Annotated in this window: 11 protein-coding genes; 1 reads left to right on the top strand and 10 read right to left on the bottom strand. The window is 32.8% G+C overall.

Annotation, left to right across the window (positions count from 1 at the left end; genetic code table 11):
• Positions 1-86: 86 nt before the first annotated feature.
• Together A8B35_RS18340 and A8B35_RS18335 are read right to left on the bottom strand one after the other, a co-directional pair.
• Positions 87-1,115, bottom strand: coding sequence for a threonine aldolase family protein (locus A8B35_RS18340; protein WP_075603655.1), 1,029 nt, complete (start codon positions 1,113-1,115; stop codon positions 87-89).
• A gap of 76 nt (positions 1,116-1,191) precedes the next feature.
• Positions 1,192-2,484 (bottom strand): carboxypeptidase-like regulatory domain-containing protein, encoded by a 1,293-nt coding sequence (locus A8B35_RS18335; RefSeq protein ID WP_075603654.1) that lies wholly within the window; start codon positions 2,482-2,484, stop codon positions 1,192-1,194.
• A gap of 258 nt (positions 2,485-2,742) precedes the next feature.
• Between A8B35_RS18335 and A8B35_RS18330 the strand changes: the two genes are divergently transcribed.
• Complete coding sequence (locus tag A8B35_RS18330; protein ID WP_075603653.1) at positions 2,743-3,141, top strand: NifB/NifX family molybdenum-iron cluster-binding protein; 399 nt, start codon at positions 2,743-2,745, stop codon at positions 3,139-3,141.
• A gap of 17 nt (positions 3,142-3,158) precedes the next feature.
• Here A8B35_RS18330 and A8B35_RS18325 read toward each other — a convergent pair whose 3' ends face one another.
• The 8 genes from A8B35_RS18325 to A8B35_RS18290 form a co-directional block, all read right to left on the bottom strand.
• Positions 3,159-3,611: a GAF domain-containing protein gene (locus tag A8B35_RS18325; protein ID WP_075603652.1), complete on the bottom strand. Its 453-nt coding sequence runs from the start codon at positions 3,609-3,611 to the stop codon at positions 3,159-3,161.
• A 76-nt stretch (positions 3,612-3,687) separates the two neighbouring features.
• Entirely contained in the window at positions 3,688-4,185 is a 498-nt protein-coding gene (locus A8B35_RS18320) for an RNA polymerase sigma factor (protein WP_075603651.1), read from the bottom strand.
• 251 nt (positions 4,186-4,436) lie between these two features.
• Positions 4,437-8,378 carry a T9SS type A sorting domain-containing protein gene (locus A8B35_RS18315; RefSeq protein WP_075603650.1) on the bottom strand — a complete coding sequence of 1,314 codons (3,942 nt, stop codon included), beginning with the start codon at positions 8,376-8,378 and terminating at the stop codon, positions 4,437-4,439.
• Positions 8,379-8,483: 105 nt separating this feature from the next.
• Entirely contained in the window at positions 8,484-10,007 is a 1,524-nt protein-coding gene (locus tag A8B35_RS18310; RefSeq protein WP_075603649.1) for a tetratricopeptide repeat protein, read from the bottom strand.
• A 77-nt stretch (positions 10,008-10,084) separates the two neighbouring features.
• Positions 10,085-11,011 carry a PorP/SprF family type IX secretion system membrane protein gene (locus tag A8B35_RS18305; protein WP_075603648.1) on the bottom strand — a complete coding sequence of 309 codons (927 nt, stop codon included), beginning with the start codon at positions 11,009-11,011 and terminating at the stop codon, positions 10,085-10,087.
• 5 nt (positions 11,012-11,016) lie between these two features.
• Positions 11,017-12,000: a gliding motility-associated C-terminal domain-containing protein gene (locus A8B35_RS18300; RefSeq protein ID WP_075603647.1), complete on the bottom strand. Its 984-nt coding sequence runs from the start codon at positions 11,998-12,000 to the stop codon at positions 11,017-11,019.
• 111 nt (positions 12,001-12,111) lie between these two features.
• Positions 12,112-12,924, bottom strand: coding sequence for a hypothetical protein (locus A8B35_RS18295; RefSeq protein ID WP_075603646.1), 813 nt, complete (start codon positions 12,922-12,924; stop codon positions 12,112-12,114).
• Positions 12,925-13,017: 93 nt separating this feature from the next.
• On the bottom strand, positions 13,018-15,150 hold the full coding sequence (locus A8B35_RS18290; RefSeq protein WP_075603645.1) for a S9 family peptidase: 2,133 nt from the start codon (positions 15,148-15,150) through the stop codon (positions 13,018-13,020).
• Positions 15,151-15,309: the final 159 nt, after the last annotated feature.

The raw sequence follows: 15,309 nt of genomic DNA, 5'->3' as shown, positions 1-15,309 counted from the left end.
TTCGCATTCCCTACTTATATCCTTTTTAAATTGATAATATAATTTCTAGCATTAAACCAAAAAATTCTTTAATGCTAGAAATTCTTTTAGGCCAATTTAGATCGAAGTAAATCTGCAAATTTGTAGATGTCTTCTTCTTGTGTATCAAATGATGTCATCCAGCGAACTTCTGACTGAGAAACATCCCAAACATAAAAGAAGAATTCTTTTTGTAAATCTGCAATTACAGACTCCGGAATAATGGCAAAAACACCATTACTTTCAACCTTTTGAGTTAGTTCTACTCCTTCAATTTCCCCAACCTTTTCAGCTAATAATTGAGCCATTTTATTGGCATGCAAGGCATTCTTTAGCCATAAATCATTAGTTAGTAAAGCTTCAAACTGAGCCGCTGTAAATCGCATTTTTGAATGTAACTGAGCTGTTTGTTTTCTAATAAACTTTACATCATCAGTGGGCAAGTCAAAAAACAGCACAGCCTCACCAAACATTAAGCCATTTTTAGTTCCTCCAAAAGATAAGGCATCCACACCAACATCTACAGTCATTTCCTTTAAACTACAACCTAAAGCAGCTGCGGCATTAGAAATACGAGCGCCATCCATATGTAATTTCATATTATTGGCATGAACGTAATCTGCAATTTCCTTTATTTCATTTAACGAATACAAAGTGCCCAGCTCAGTGGCCTGCGTAATACTCACCAAATTTGGTTGTGAATGATGCTCAAAGCCAATACCATGCATATATTGCTTAATACCTTCAACCGTTAATTTTCCGTTATCCGTTTTAACAGGTAATAGTTTTGCCCCTGAATGCTTTTCTGGTGCACCACATTCATCAACATTAATATGTGCTGTCTCAGGACAAATAATAGCATTATAAGTACGACTTAATGCTTGCAACACAATTACATTAGCTCCCGTTCCGTTATAAGCGAAAAACACATCTGTTTTTAAACCAAAAATAGAACGAAACAACTCTTCACATCTATGAGTAACCACATCATCGCCATAACCAATTGCATGCCCAACATTGGCTGCCTCAATTGCCTTTAATACATCTGGATGAACCCCAGAATTATTATCACTCGCAAAACCTCTTATATAACTCATCAATATATTTTTACATAAAAAAGCAAGCAATAATATTGCTTGCTTTTCTGTTTTCCATGCCCTAAAAGTAATTATTTTATCTTTTATCTAAACGCTTCTTAATTTTTTTAATTACTGATTCTATAGATGCCTCTGGCTCAATAACATTATACTGTCCCCAAAAAGTATCATCTCTAAAGCCTTCAACCTGATCATGAAGAATTACATTTCTCTTAATCTTCTCGTTAGCTTTAAATGGTTTTACCTCAGCAGTTTTCCAATCGGTAACCGCCATTTCTATCGTTGAAGTATAATTTGTGCTTAATAACTTCTTCTTCCAATTAATTTTAAATGTTATACTCCCTCTAGAGTAACTATACATCCACTTGTCGCCCTCTTGTTTGTATTTAACCAAATAGCTTGCCTCTGTAGGGTAGACAACCGCACCTGCAGGTTTCTGTTTAATAAACATTGCAGAGGCCTCCTCTTTATCACTAATATTAATACTATAAGCAATACTTGAAACTGCTAATGTTTCTGCATCAATATATAGCTTACCATAAAAAAGTGGCGTAATAACATATGGTTTTTGAACAAATGACAATACATATATAATTCGATCCTTAACCTTAGTTACATTATCTACATTAAAAATATAATAATCCAAATCCTCATAACTAAGTATAGCATACGGATCTTTCATTACATCGAGCATTAATGTTGAGTACGGACCTCCTTGAAGTTTAAAACTTAATGTATCCATTTTCGAATAATCGGCATCTTTACGTGCTTTATATAATTTTACACCATCGTACCTAAAATTGTTATATGGCTGCTTATAAATATCTACTATAGCCTCAGTTAAGGAAACATAAGACCTGCGTCGCTGAATGGTTTCTCTGTAAAATGCAGTTACTTGTAGTGGCGTTTGCATGTAATTAAGATGCTTCCTACTCAAAACATTTCGCATAATTTCATCAGCATCTTTTGGAGCTACATTAATTCCTTCTAATGAAACCGAAATAGATGTTAATCGTATCTTGTTTCTATTTTCAGAAAGCGTAGAAAGTTTAATTATTTTCTCTTCATATCCTAAATAACTAATCTTAATGGAAGCTTCATTTTTTATTTCCTCAGGCACCTTAATAACAAAATAGCCTTCGGAATTGGAAACTGTTGAGATATTTGAAGCTACCACACCAACCGATGCAAACATTAGTGGATCTCCTGAATCATCATCGATTATTTTAGCGCGGTATTCAACAACATTAATTGTATCAGAACCAATATCTTCAAAATAAGATCTTGCAGAAGTTTCAATACTTATCGCTGATAAGCAAATTACAATCATCAATGATTTTATTACTGTGGTATAAGGTACATTTTTCATGATGGTAGATTTTACATTAAACTTTATCGTTTATTATAAGACAAAGTATATACGAATATCCCCCACTCTAACTAAAAGAAACTTGGCATATAACTTGGATTATATATAGTTGTGAATAAATAACATTATTGAAATTCATTATAAAACAACTAGTTATAGCAAGTAAGCATCAAGATATCATTACTGATATGTAAGAATTATAACATACAAGCTACAATTATGTAGAAATTACGAGATATTAACCTAAAGCAAATCATTATGAAATTATGTATCCCAATTTTAGGAGAAAAAGGACTAAGCAAGGAATTATTAGCGAATGATTTCTATAAAGCGAATCATTATTGTATTACTGATATTAGCGAAAATTCATCGGAAGTGTATACTCTAGATACATCTAATACCATTTATCTATCTATGTCTGAGTTAAAGAAACTTGAAATTAAAGCTATTATAACTCCTAATTTGCGTCCAATGGCCGCTAAAATTCTATTTGAAAACGAAATTGAAGTATATCAGAGCTTAGGAAATGTAGTTGAAGAAAATATAAATTTCTTTAAAAAGGGCACTCTAAAAGATTTTACAGAAGCTATGATAGAGCAAAAATCGAGCTGTTCTTCCGATTCTTGCTCTTCATGTTCTTCAAGTAGTTGTGGTTAATACTTTTTTATAAATAATTAAAATATTAATGAAACCAGTTTCTCTAGGCCCTGCTTGTCATCCTCATCAAAATTTGATAACTCTTTACTATCGACATCTAATACGCCAATAGTATTACCTTTTTTGTCAATAACTGGAACTACTATTTCAGATTTTGTTAATGAGCTACAAGCAATATGGCCAGGGAAAGTTTCAACATCATCCACTATTACTGTCTTCGATGTATTTAAGCCTGCCCAACATACTCCAACATCTTTCTTGAGTCTTAAACACGCAATGGGACCTTGATAAGGTCCTACTAATAATTCCCCTTTATCAATTAAATAAAAGCCAGTCCAAAAAAAATTACTCATCTTATGATGCAACAAAGAAGCAATAGTTGACATTCTGGAAATTGGATTATCTATTGGTTCTACAAGATCTGCAGCTTGGGTATAAATTCTATCGTATCTTTTTAACTTAGCACTCATAATATCTTAAAATAAAAAGGTGCAAACTAACTAAAGAGTTAATTTGCACCGTATATAATCATTAATAAAACCTTAATTAATCTTCAAGCATACCTTGAAGTTTCTTTCGTGTAAAAAATATTCTACTTTTAACTGTTCCTATCGGCAACTCAAGTTTTTCAGCAATTTCTTTATACTTGTAACCCGATGTATGCATCGTAAATGGAACTCTAAAATCATCATCTAGTTTAGCGATGCTATTATTCATTTCGTTAACCGCTTGCACTGATTCAGGTGTTTCTGATGCGTAATTACCTTTAAAGGCAACTCTATAAGCATCTTCTGCAGAATCAAATGTATTCCGTGTTTTTTGAACACGACGGTAGTTATTTATGAAGGTATTCTTCATAATAGTAAATACCCAAGCCTTAAAATTTGTATTTGAAACAAATTGCTTCCTATATGTTAATGCCTTTAACGTTGTCTCTTGTAGGAGATCACTAGCATCGTCTTCATTTGCTGTTAAACTCAAAGCGAAATACCTAAGTTTTTCTTGTAAGCCTAGTAGGCTTTCGTTGAACTGTGATGGAGTCATTATTTCGTCGTTTTGTTTGTTTCGTTTATAATCTAGGATCAATTATTAAACAAATATAAAGGATATTATCTCACTAACAAAAGATACACAAGTCTTTTTTTATTTTATTTTTAATCAATCTAAATAAGATTAATATAAAAATCAGAAGATCAGATAACTAATGCGAGCACTATTTGTTCATTCTAAATTACAAAATAGTTTTTAGAAGTAAAAGACAATCTCCTTTTAATATAATTAAAGGTGAATTATCATTAATGTATAACAAGTACCTTTTTAGTCACATTTCTTTCGTTCATCATTAGGTTCACAATAAACACCCCCCCAGTAGGAAAATTAATATTTCGAGTAAGCTTAAAACTACCTAGGTTTTTATTTACAAGTTCTGAATAAATAATTTTACCTGATAAATCATAAATCTTTAGATCTAAATTTCCTTGATAAGCATCTTCTATATCAATATGGAGAAGTCCGTTTTTAATTGGATTTGGTTTAATCGAGACTTCAAATTCGATATCATCAACTCTAAGAAATGTGGAATCCTGAATTTTAAGATTATCAATAGCCCAACCCCAGCCTGTTACCTCTTCATCTGAAAACAACCTAAACCGAATCAAAATTGTATCCTGAGGATTAAAGAAATCTAAAAGATTAATATGATGTTTTGTATAATCGCTTTGTTTTGGCGATGAGTCTACATTTCTTCCAGAACTCTTCCATTCAGCATTATATGAATAATCATAACCTTCAATAATAGGTATCCAATCGATTCCATTTAATGTAGCCTCAACTATTGCATAATCATAAAATGATTGATCTAAAAATGTAGCACCTACCTCTCCTTCTTCAACAAATGCAATATCTTCATATTCTATAAATGCCGTATCTTCATCGTCAGAAACTATAATTGGATACTTCAATTGATAAGTTAGATCTACATCTTTTTCATAGGGATGATTTGATTGAATAGCATTGTTATCTAAAATACCTCGCGAGACTTTAAAACCATCACCATAGAAATCTTCAAATTTATAGGAGAAATTGTTAACATATGAATTTACAGGATCTTTGATATCTAGTAAACTGAGATATTTGGTGTTTGATATATAAGCCACTTCTCCTATATAACCAACTAATTTAAGCTTAATATCATTTAAGGATTCAATACTAATAATATTATTTCTGCTACCTAGAGGTGTGTTATACTCTATATTAACTATTTCATCATTTATATATATTTGCAAGGAATCATACTCAACATCAGCGATAGAACTAATTATCAGTTCTTGCTTAGGACTAGAGCTTGCATCTACGATATATGGGTGTTTAAGCGTATTTGTAACGCCTTCTCTTTTAAGTGTCCAAACTCCTAAACCATGTGTAGCAAGTACTATTTCATCTCCTTTACAATTCATATCCCAAATTGAAACTGCTGGTAATCCATTATCAGAATACTCCCATGAGGTACCATTATCTTTAGAAATAAAAAGACCTATTTCAGTACCTGCCCATAATTCATTTGGTTTTTCGGGTGCTACTAACATAGAAAGGGTAGCTACGTTAGGAAATCCATTACTACTTGTACTACTACCAGAGGTCCCAAACCCGGTTATATCTTCCCAAGTTTCACCTAAATCTGTTGTTCTTAGTATTTTTGGGAAATTGGCATGAGAAAATAAAACATATGCGGTTTGAGGATAGAGAGGATGCGTTACTATATTGGATATAATATAGTTATTTACAGGGTTAGCTATTTCTTTAAAGCTTCTACCTCCATCCACTGATAACTGCAGTCTAGAGTCTGACGATAATTTAACACCAGCCCAAACTATTTCGGGGTTGGCCTGGCTGATTTCAATTTTTGGTGCATAACCTATACTATATCCCCAATTTGATCCCATCTCAGCAATAGACCATGAACTGCCAAAGTCATCCGAACGACTAATGCCAGACACACCACCAAGAAATAATAAATCGGGATCTACATCTGAGTTTGCCAAACAAGTTACAAATGGAGCCTTGTTTCCATCTCCAACATCAGGGACTACATTCTCTAGAGACTGAAAATGCTCCCCCCCATCCCTAGATTTCTCAAGAATATTATAATAATAGCTTCCAATAAAATGATCAGGTTTACGGCTATGCCAAGCTACATCAAATCCATCACCACTTAAAGTCGCACTCCATTCTGAATCTTTATCTGGGTTTTCCGGAGAAATATAACTTCCATTATCTTGCATCCCTCCAAAATATAAATACTTTGATGGATGACGATCAATACCATAAAATTGAGAGCTTATGTAGCCGTTGATTCTCGTTTTCCAATTATACCCTCCATCTTCCGATAGACTTAACCCACCGTCATTTCCAACTAATATTTCGAAATCACCTCCTGACTTATCTATAACATTAATACTATGATGATCTGCATGAGAATAATTTTCATCATCCACGGGTAGGCTCCATCTGGTAATCCGCTCACTTTTTAGCGTTCGATTACTTAACTCGTAAGGATTAATGCTAATTGTATAGTTAGGAACATTGGTTTCATCCCAACTAGAAGAAGTTAAGGAAGCTGTTCCTAATATTTTTTCGTTCCCATTTTTTGATACTATTTGGCTATTGTAAGAATTTGAATATGTACTGTTATGAACAATTATTACTTCATAAGCTCCATCATACAAATCAAATTTCCCATTCTTATTAGAATCTATAAAAGAGGCGTTTAATTTCGTATTTGTACGTTTATTAATTACCTCAAACGGAACAGTCACATATTTCGAATCGTACTTTAGAAGTTGTAAATCATCTTTAATATCTTGCGAATAATCATTCGATAAGTTTTTATTTACAAAAACATGTGCCTTTTGAGATTTTCCTGTTCCGAATTGTATTTCAATCTCATCACTTACATTATTATACTCATCATATACTAGTACTGCTCCATTTTGAAAACTCCCCCTACTATTATGAGGCTCAAAATAATCAGAACTTGTTGTATTTACTGTGTAAGCTCTATTGCTTGTCTTAATTTCTTCACCTATCGTAAAGGAAAATAGATCAACTCCTCCGATATAACCAGACATGGTATTATTCGGGTGAGCTGCAATTACATTATTATACCAACCTTGACCACTTAAGAAATCGGTTTCATCTTCGTCAATGGCTTCTCCCCACTCTAAACCACCATCTTCAGAAAAATATACTTTTGAGTCTTCCGTTAAGGCAAATAAAACATCTGGATTATTGTTTGAAATGGCTAGTTCTATTCTATTAGCACCACCACCAAATGTTTCTGTTTGATACCACGAATCACCACCATCATCACTTTTATAAACTCCATTATTATGGCAAGCAGCCCAATAGACATTAATATCAATTGGGTGTTGAATTAGTTTTTGATAACGCCCATCAATGAGACTTACTTTTAACCAATTTATTCCGCCATCATCTGATTTATAGATACCACTATTCGTTGCGCAAATAACTAAATTTTCATCGTCATTACTAACTACAATACTATTTATATAATTAAATTCTTCATTATTTGCAGTATACTCCAATTGCTGCCAGGTCTCACCTTTATCTGTAGTTTTAAAAATTCCATCTCCTCGAACAGCATCAATATTAAAATACCCTTCACCAGTACCTGCATATATTACAGAAGGGTTTGATTTAGCCATCGCCATACTTGAAATAGCTAAATTCGGTAAGTTGGGTGAGATTATATCCCAAGTTTCTCCTTTATTAATTGTTTTCCAAACCCCACCTGCTACGGCGCCTGCAAACCATGTACTTCCGCTCGGATCTTCTGGATCAATAATGATGGCTCGGGTTCGACCGCCAACGTTAGCAGGTCCTAATTGTTTCCAATCTAATTTTTCTGTAGTAGACTTTAGTAATTGATTTCTTTTAAGCGCTGATTTTAAGGCTTCTTGTTTGTAATTTGCTGAATAATTTATACTACCCTCTCTCTTCTTAATATTGTTAAAATATTCAACATACTTATCGGGCTTATCGGGCTTTGCGTAACCATTAAGCCTTCGTTGAATCTTTTTATTTCTATAATTGGCCTGCAGTTCATCAACGGAAGTTCCATAATGTTTACCTTCCTTCTTTATCACCGTAAAATCAGTAATAATGGTAAAGTATATTACAACGAATACACTTAATATAGTAATGTATCTTAATCTCATAGTAATGTTAAAGATTTGGCATAACTTTTACAAAGATACACATTAATAGAGAATAAACAGTTTTAGATGAGAAGTTACTAATGTGAGATACTTATTATATAACCTTTATTTAACAAGGTAGATAATGAAGTTATCTTGCAAGTAAGAAGAGTCAATCTCGTAAGTTTCTTCTTCATAGTTTTTATGCTTTACAACTACCTTACAATCATCAATAGAATCAACATAGAAGAAGAACTCTCCTTCAAGAGTAGTTTTTATAGTTTTAACTAATTTATCATTTGTAAAAACCACAACTTCAGCGTCAAGAACTGGTCTCCTATCTGCTGCTGCTATAACTTTACCTGCTAGTTTATAATTCTTAAACTCTTTGTTGTGGGTGAATGCATAAATATCATCATCACCTTTACCTCCAGCCCTATTAGAACAGAAATACCCACTATTTTTTCCATTTATGATAACTAAATTAAAATCGTCTGAAGAAGTATTAATTGGATAACCTATATTTTTAGCTTTTCCAAACATTTCACTATCAGGATAAGCATAAAAGATATCTAAACCACCTAAACCATAATGTCCTTCTGAAGTAAAAAACAAAACATCATTTGAATTACAAAAAGGGAATAATTCATTAGCCGGTGTATTAATATTGGGTCCTAAATTGATTGGAGGGCTTAAGAAGCCGTTATGATAATGAGAGACATAAATATCTGTACCTCCGTAGCCTCCAGGCATGTCTGAAGCAAAGTACATTTTATCGCCTTCGCTTGAAAATGATGCATGCATAAAGGAATACCCTTTTTGAATAATCGGAATTGGAATGGACTTTTTAGGCCATTCTCCATCTTCCTTCCTTTTCATATAGATATGCATATGTGATGCACCATCTTCTTTTTCACTATTTTGTGTGATGAATGACACCGTAGCACCAGTATTAAAGGATATTGGCCCATCATTATATTTAGTTCTGAAAGCCTTATCAAATGGTTTTGCTTTACTAAACGCTACTAGACTATTTCTTTTGGCGCTATACAGTTTATAAAACCCTTTTTTATTCCGCACATCAGACCTATTTATAGCATCCTCAACTGGCATATTCGATGAGAAAATTAATTGATCTTGATAAATCATTGGTCCGAAATCAGAATAGGGCGTATTAATGTTTAAATGGAAAACCTCATAGGATTTTGAATCACTCATTAAGTAATCAATACTATTTTCCTCTTCTATAGACTGATCATCGATAGAAAGACCTTTTCTCTTTTGATACTTTTCGAGAATATGATCGGATTTTTCGTATTCTTTAACTTTACGATATTCTAATGAAAGTCGGAGAAAAACATCTTCATCAGCCGAAGGAAGAGCCGTGGCTTCTTCATACCAAGCAATAGACTGATAAGAATCTCCTAACCTACTATAACAGTCTGCAATTCGAGTAGAAATGTAGTAAACTGATTCATTCTTTTTAAAAGCTTTTTTATAGGCTTTTAAAGCCTCTGAATAATTAAACTCATTATAATATGAATCTGCCTCAATAAGTTTTTTTGACTGAGAAAAACTATTGATCGAATAAATTATAACTAGAGTAAGTAATAGGATATATTTATTATTCATTGCATTAAATAGTTTCATGGAATTAGAATTCTAGTCAATTAATTACTTCTATAAGAATTACTCAATACCCTACCAATTTTTAATGTTTAAAAAAACTAGAAATACCTCGGATTATAAATCTTGGTTCTATTAAAATTGAAATCGTAGCTTATCATTAATTCATGAGATCCACTATGGTATGAACTTAGCTCATTCGTACTCATATCGTATGCATAGCCAACCTTAACTTGGGGGCTTATCTGATATTGCACCGCTGCACCATAAGCACTATCTAATCGATACATTGCTCCAAGCCATAGTTTATCGTAAAATATTGCATATAAATTGAAATCAAAATTAAATGGGCCACCTTCTGAAGCACGTACTAATAAAGAAGGACGTAAAACAAAGGTTTCTGATAAATGATACACATAACCTGCCATTGCATAATAGTGTCTCACTTCTTTTGATTCACTATCGGAGTCTGAGTCGTAAGTATTTTCAATAATTCGAGGAGAAGATAAACCAACATAGTAATTGGGAGCATAAAAATACAAGCCAAAACCAACATTGGGCAACCACTCTTGCTGAACTGCATTTAAGTAGGCATCATCCATTGCCGTTTGCTTAGTTAAATGCGTATAATCAACGGTATAAAAATTTGCAGTTCCATTAATTCCAAACGACAACTTCGAATGCTCACCTGTTTTTAAATGGTATGCAAAATCAATATTAAAAGTTGTGTTTTTTACAGGACCATAAGTATCATAAATTATTGAGGTTCCCCCGGCCAAGCCTTTATACAAAGGGGAGTGGATAGAAAAAGTGGCTGTATTTGGTGCTCCATCAAAGCCAACCCATTGTTGACGCCCTAACAATAGAGCACTTAACATTTCTCTACTACCTGCATACGCAGGATTAATAGGCAAAGTATTAAACATATACTGACTGTACATGGGATCTTGTTGTGCTCTACTTTTTGGACTAACGAGTATGGTTAGAAGCACAAATACTATTAAGCTGTATAAAGTTCTTTTATTCATCCTTCTTATCGCTTTAAAAAGACTGTGCCTTTTATTACTTGGTTATTAACTAGTTTTAATACATAAAAGTATGTACCCTCTGGTAAATCCGATGTACCTATCCCCGACTCTTGAGATGTACCATCCCACTGATTATTATAGTTTTGCATATAATAAACTCTTCCGCCCCAACGATTGTAAACAAATAATTCATTATCAGGAAAATCAGCCAGACCTTTAATTGTGAAATAATCGTTTATACCATCTCTATTGGGAGAAAAAGTTTCAACAGCCGCCAATCGCGAGGCGCAATCATCATAGTAGTCTCTGTAATTAGGTATTCCATCACCATCGCAATCTTCAATCCCTTCTACCGAATCTGGAATACCATCTCCATCAGAATCTAAATTTCTATAATCGTGAATCCCATCTCCATTGGTATCTAAAGGATAAATATTAGGATCGAAATTACAAGGATCTTCGATTCCACCTTCTATCAAATCAGGTATTCCATCTCCATCAGAATCTGTATCCCCATAATCAGGAAAATCATCTCCATCAGTATTCCAATACTCCTGTTCAATATAATCGGGTATATTATCTCCGTCTGAATCAATCAACGTGACAATAAAATATATTAGCGATTCTTGACAATTATCCGAACGATCACATATTCTACAGATTATAGATTCTTCAAGGCATTTATTATCTGCAATTGATTGATATCTAAAATTGCCATCTCCTAAATCATCTATAACTCCATAAAGATCATTTGGGTTAATTAACTCCGTTACTAAAACTGTATCTTCAGGAATAACATCATTATCAAAGATGTTAAACTCAACATTGTAGCCATTGAATACATTAATGGTATCATTAAAATGTATTACCTCTGCAGTATTATTCTGATTAATTTCTTTGTAATGATCAAGGGAGTTTATTTGAGCATTTACACTAAAACTTTGAATCAGTATAATTAGACTAACTAATAGTATTTTAGAATAGGACATTGGTTCCTTATTTTAAACTATGCGAAAAACATATTTCTAGTTTAAAAATATAACCATTTTTTTTAAGAGTTTTTTTTTTTTGATTAAGTTATAACTTTAAATTACGAAATTCTACATTAACCTCTTTAACTCCGTATTTACATTACTAATTTGCTCCTTAATACTCGCTATCTCTTTTAGAACGAATGATATCTCATAGCCATCTCTAATGGCTTCTTTATCGAATTTCTCAAGAACAATATAAGAATGCTCCTTCCCTATTAAAACTGCTTTTAAAGGTTTATCAGTATTTTGTGCAATAAAATCAATTATTCCGTTGTCTTTACCATCTTTATAATTCACCACTTCCCAAAATGAACCACTATCTTCAAATTTTCGGTTATTAAAGCCATCAGGAGAAACTTCAGAACTAATTACACTCTGTCCTTGATTATAAACTCTAATTTGGTTGTGATTTATATAATGGTCACCAGAGTATCGGCTCGAAATATAAAAGTTCCCCTTGTAGTCCAGATGGGCTCGTAAATATATTCTATTGTAAGAGTTTTGCGGCTTTTGTCGCTTATGGATTAGTACTTCTTTCGATCCGTATTCCTTAGATATGGTAAAATTTTTCATCAACTTATCTAAAATAACTTGTTGCTCTTGCAAAGCGGTATCAAGAAATAGTAAATTCCTTTTTTGTTCATCAATTTTAATTTCACGCAGTAAGTTTTCTGCCTTAACAACATATTCAATTTCCGATTCGTAATCAACAAGCAAGGTATCAATAACCAATTTAGCACTATTATAAGATCCATCCTGAAATAAAGAGACAGCCTTATTGTATTTTTTCATGGCTTCTTCTGTTGGATTAGGACCACAAGAAGTGAATATTAGTAGGGCTAGAAGTGAAAATATAGTGCTGCTTGTAATTAGTTTCATGATTCTTTAATTAATCTAATAAATGAAAATGCCTGCCTTGAGTCATCAAAGCAGGCAAATTAAAACATTTGTATGATAATTTAGTACTTTACGCTATAAAAAATCATCAAAATATCGTGTTACTTTTTCCATCAAGTGAACCCTATCCGGACCAAGAACATTATGCTCGTGTGTTGGATAAACAAAATAATCTACTTGAACTCGTTTTTTTATACACTCCTCTATAAAATATAAACTATGTTGCCATACAACCGTTGGGTCAATTGCACCATGAATTACTAATAAGCGACCTTCAATAGATTCAACCCTGGTATTTAAATTACTCTTTGCATATCCTTCAGGATTTTCTTCAGGAGAATCCATATAACGCTCTCCGTACATTACTTCGTAATATTTCCAATCAGTAACAGGACCTCCAGAAACACCTACTTTAAACACATCTGGAAACTTTTCCATTAAATTGATTGTCATGAAGCCACCAAAACTCCAACCATGCACTCCAATTCTCTCAGAATCTACATAAGGTAAAGACTTTAAATACTTAATTCCTTCCATTTGATCTGCAGCCTCTATTTCGCCCAGTCTACGGTGTATGGCTTGCTCAAATTCAGTTCCTCTATACGGAGTTCCTCTATTATCCATGGTGAATGCAATATAACCCTTTTGAGCCATTAACAACTGCCAAGCACGAGCTCCGCCCAACCAGGTATTTGTTACCAATTGCGCATGTGGTCCGCCATACACATATACAACTACCGGATATTTCTTTGATGCATCAAAATTAGGAGGCAAAATAATTCTACCATTTAAATCAGTTTTTCCATCTGCGGCCTTAATCGAAGTTAACTTTACTTGTCCAATCTCATAGCCCTCATAAGGATTTTCAGCTCTAAACAATTCTGTAAACTTGCTATTTTTAGTATTTAACAAACCTATAACACGTGGTGTATTTTGATTTGAATACATATCAATTGCCCAGTTCTTTGAATTACTCAAACTAAAACTATGGTATGCACTTACAGATGAAAGCTTAGTGATCTTTTCTGATGAAAGAGATACTTTATACAAATTTCGATCTAAAGAACCATCTTTTGTACCTTCAAAATAAGCATACTTATTATTGCTATCCAAGCCACAGAATTTTGTAACAACCCAATCTCCTTTGGTTAATTGCTTTATCAATTTTCCTTGAGTATTATAAATATACAAATGGTTATAACCATCGCGCTCACTTTGCCAAATAAAACGATCTTTAGAATAACTATAAGCCGGATGTTCAGGCTCAACCCATTTAGTACTCTTCTCGTCAAATAACATAGCAATTTTATCTCCAGTGGATGCATCGTACTTTACTAGCTCCATGTGATTTTGTCCTCTATTTAATTCAGCTAATAGAATGTTAGTATCATCGAATGACCAACTTACATTAGTTAAATATTTTTCTTTTGGCTCTCCTGTTGATAAATAAGAGATCTCTTTTGTAGCAGTATCATAAACTCCAACTTTTACATGATGACTTTTCATCCCTGCCATTGGATATTTAATATCTTTCTCGCTGGCGACACGAGTTGTAATATCAACAAGAGGATAATCTGTTACCATAGATTCATCCATATCGTAAAATGCCAATTTGGTTCCTTTATTAGACCAGAAAAGACCGTTAGTAATACCAAACTCATTTCTATGAACCGATTGACCTATCACTCGGTTATCGGCACCTGCCTCTAATATTAATTGATGCTCATTTTTACTATTTGAAATATATAAATCATCATTTAAAACATAAGCCAATAACCTACTCTCTTCATTAAAATCATAAACTTTGATGTCATAATCAAGTTTAATTACAAATTCTATTTTATTACTCTCAATATTATAGGCATACAATCCTCCTTTAACTTTATTCCAGAGTACAGAATTGGATAACCACGAAATATTCCATAAGGTATTTTCTTCAATATTATGAGATGATAAAGCCTCGTTAATTTTGGCCTTAGTAACCAAGATTGATTCAATCCCTTTAGAAACCTTGTAAATTGTATCTCCTGAATTTCGTGTAATAATATCAGATGTTCCTAAAAAACTATACTTTTTATATTCTGGCCTGAATTGAGCATAATTCTTACCGCCAGAAATAACATCCTCTAAATCTAACTTTTTACTATTCTGCGCATTAACAAGAAATGCCAGTATTAATAATGGTATTATTAAGAGTTTTTTATTCATTGTTCTTATAGTTTACTTATTAGTTCAAATCGCAAATATGAGTTATTTTATCAATAAAAAAGATAAAATTAGTCAGGTTAAGAGTTTTACCATAGCATATTCATAAATATTTTCTAATTTAGATTTTGATTTATTGGGCTATTATTTTCATTTCAATGA

Origin of the sequence: Saccharicrinis aurantiacus (assembly GCF_001660705.2) — a bacterium.
Taxonomy (GTDB): Bacteria; Bacteroidota; Bacteroidia; order Bacteroidales; family Marinilabiliaceae; genus Saccharicrinis; species Saccharicrinis aurantiacus.
The sequence above is the reverse complement of the archived record's forward strand: the minus strand, read 5'-3'. Positions and strand labels throughout refer to the sequence as shown.

Excerpts from the sequence above, each read along its gene's own strand:
- A8B35_RS18340 (WP_075603655.1), bottom strand. The coding sequence starts at position 1,115 with ATGAGTTATATAAGAGGTTTTGCGAGTGATAATAATTCTGGGGTTCAT.
- A8B35_RS18335 (WP_075603654.1), bottom strand. The coding sequence starts at position 2,484 with ATGAAAAATGTACCTTATACCACAGTAATAAAATCATTGATGATTGTA.
- A8B35_RS18330 (WP_075603653.1), top strand. The coding sequence starts at position 2,743 with ATGAAATTATGTATCCCAATTTTAGGAGAAAAAGGACTAAGCAAGGAA.
- A8B35_RS18325 (WP_075603652.1), bottom strand. The coding sequence starts at position 3,611 with ATGAGTGCTAAGTTAAAAAGATACGATAGAATTTATACCCAAGCTGCA.
- A8B35_RS18320 (WP_075603651.1), bottom strand. The coding sequence starts at position 4,185 with ATGACTCCATCACAGTTCAACGAAAGCCTACTAGGCTTACAAGAAAAA.
- A8B35_RS18315 (WP_075603650.1), bottom strand. The coding sequence starts at position 8,378 with ATGAGATTAAGATACATTACTATATTAAGTGTATTCGTTGTAATATAC.
- A8B35_RS18310 (WP_075603649.1), bottom strand. The coding sequence starts at position 10,007 with ATGAAACTATTTAATGCAATGAATAATAAATATATCCTATTACTTACT.
- A8B35_RS18305 (WP_075603648.1), bottom strand. The coding sequence starts at position 11,011 with ATGAATAAAAGAACTTTATACAGCTTAATAGTATTTGTGCTTCTAACC.
- A8B35_RS18300 (WP_075603647.1), bottom strand. The coding sequence starts at position 12,000 with ATGTCCTATTCTAAAATACTATTAGTTAGTCTAATTATACTGATTCAA.
- A8B35_RS18295 (WP_075603646.1), bottom strand. The coding sequence starts at position 12,924 with ATGAAACTAATTACAAGCAGCACTATATTTTCACTTCTAGCCCTACTA.
- A8B35_RS18290 (WP_075603645.1), bottom strand. The coding sequence starts at position 15,150 with ATGAATAAAAAACTCTTAATAATACCATTATTAATACTGGCATTTCTT.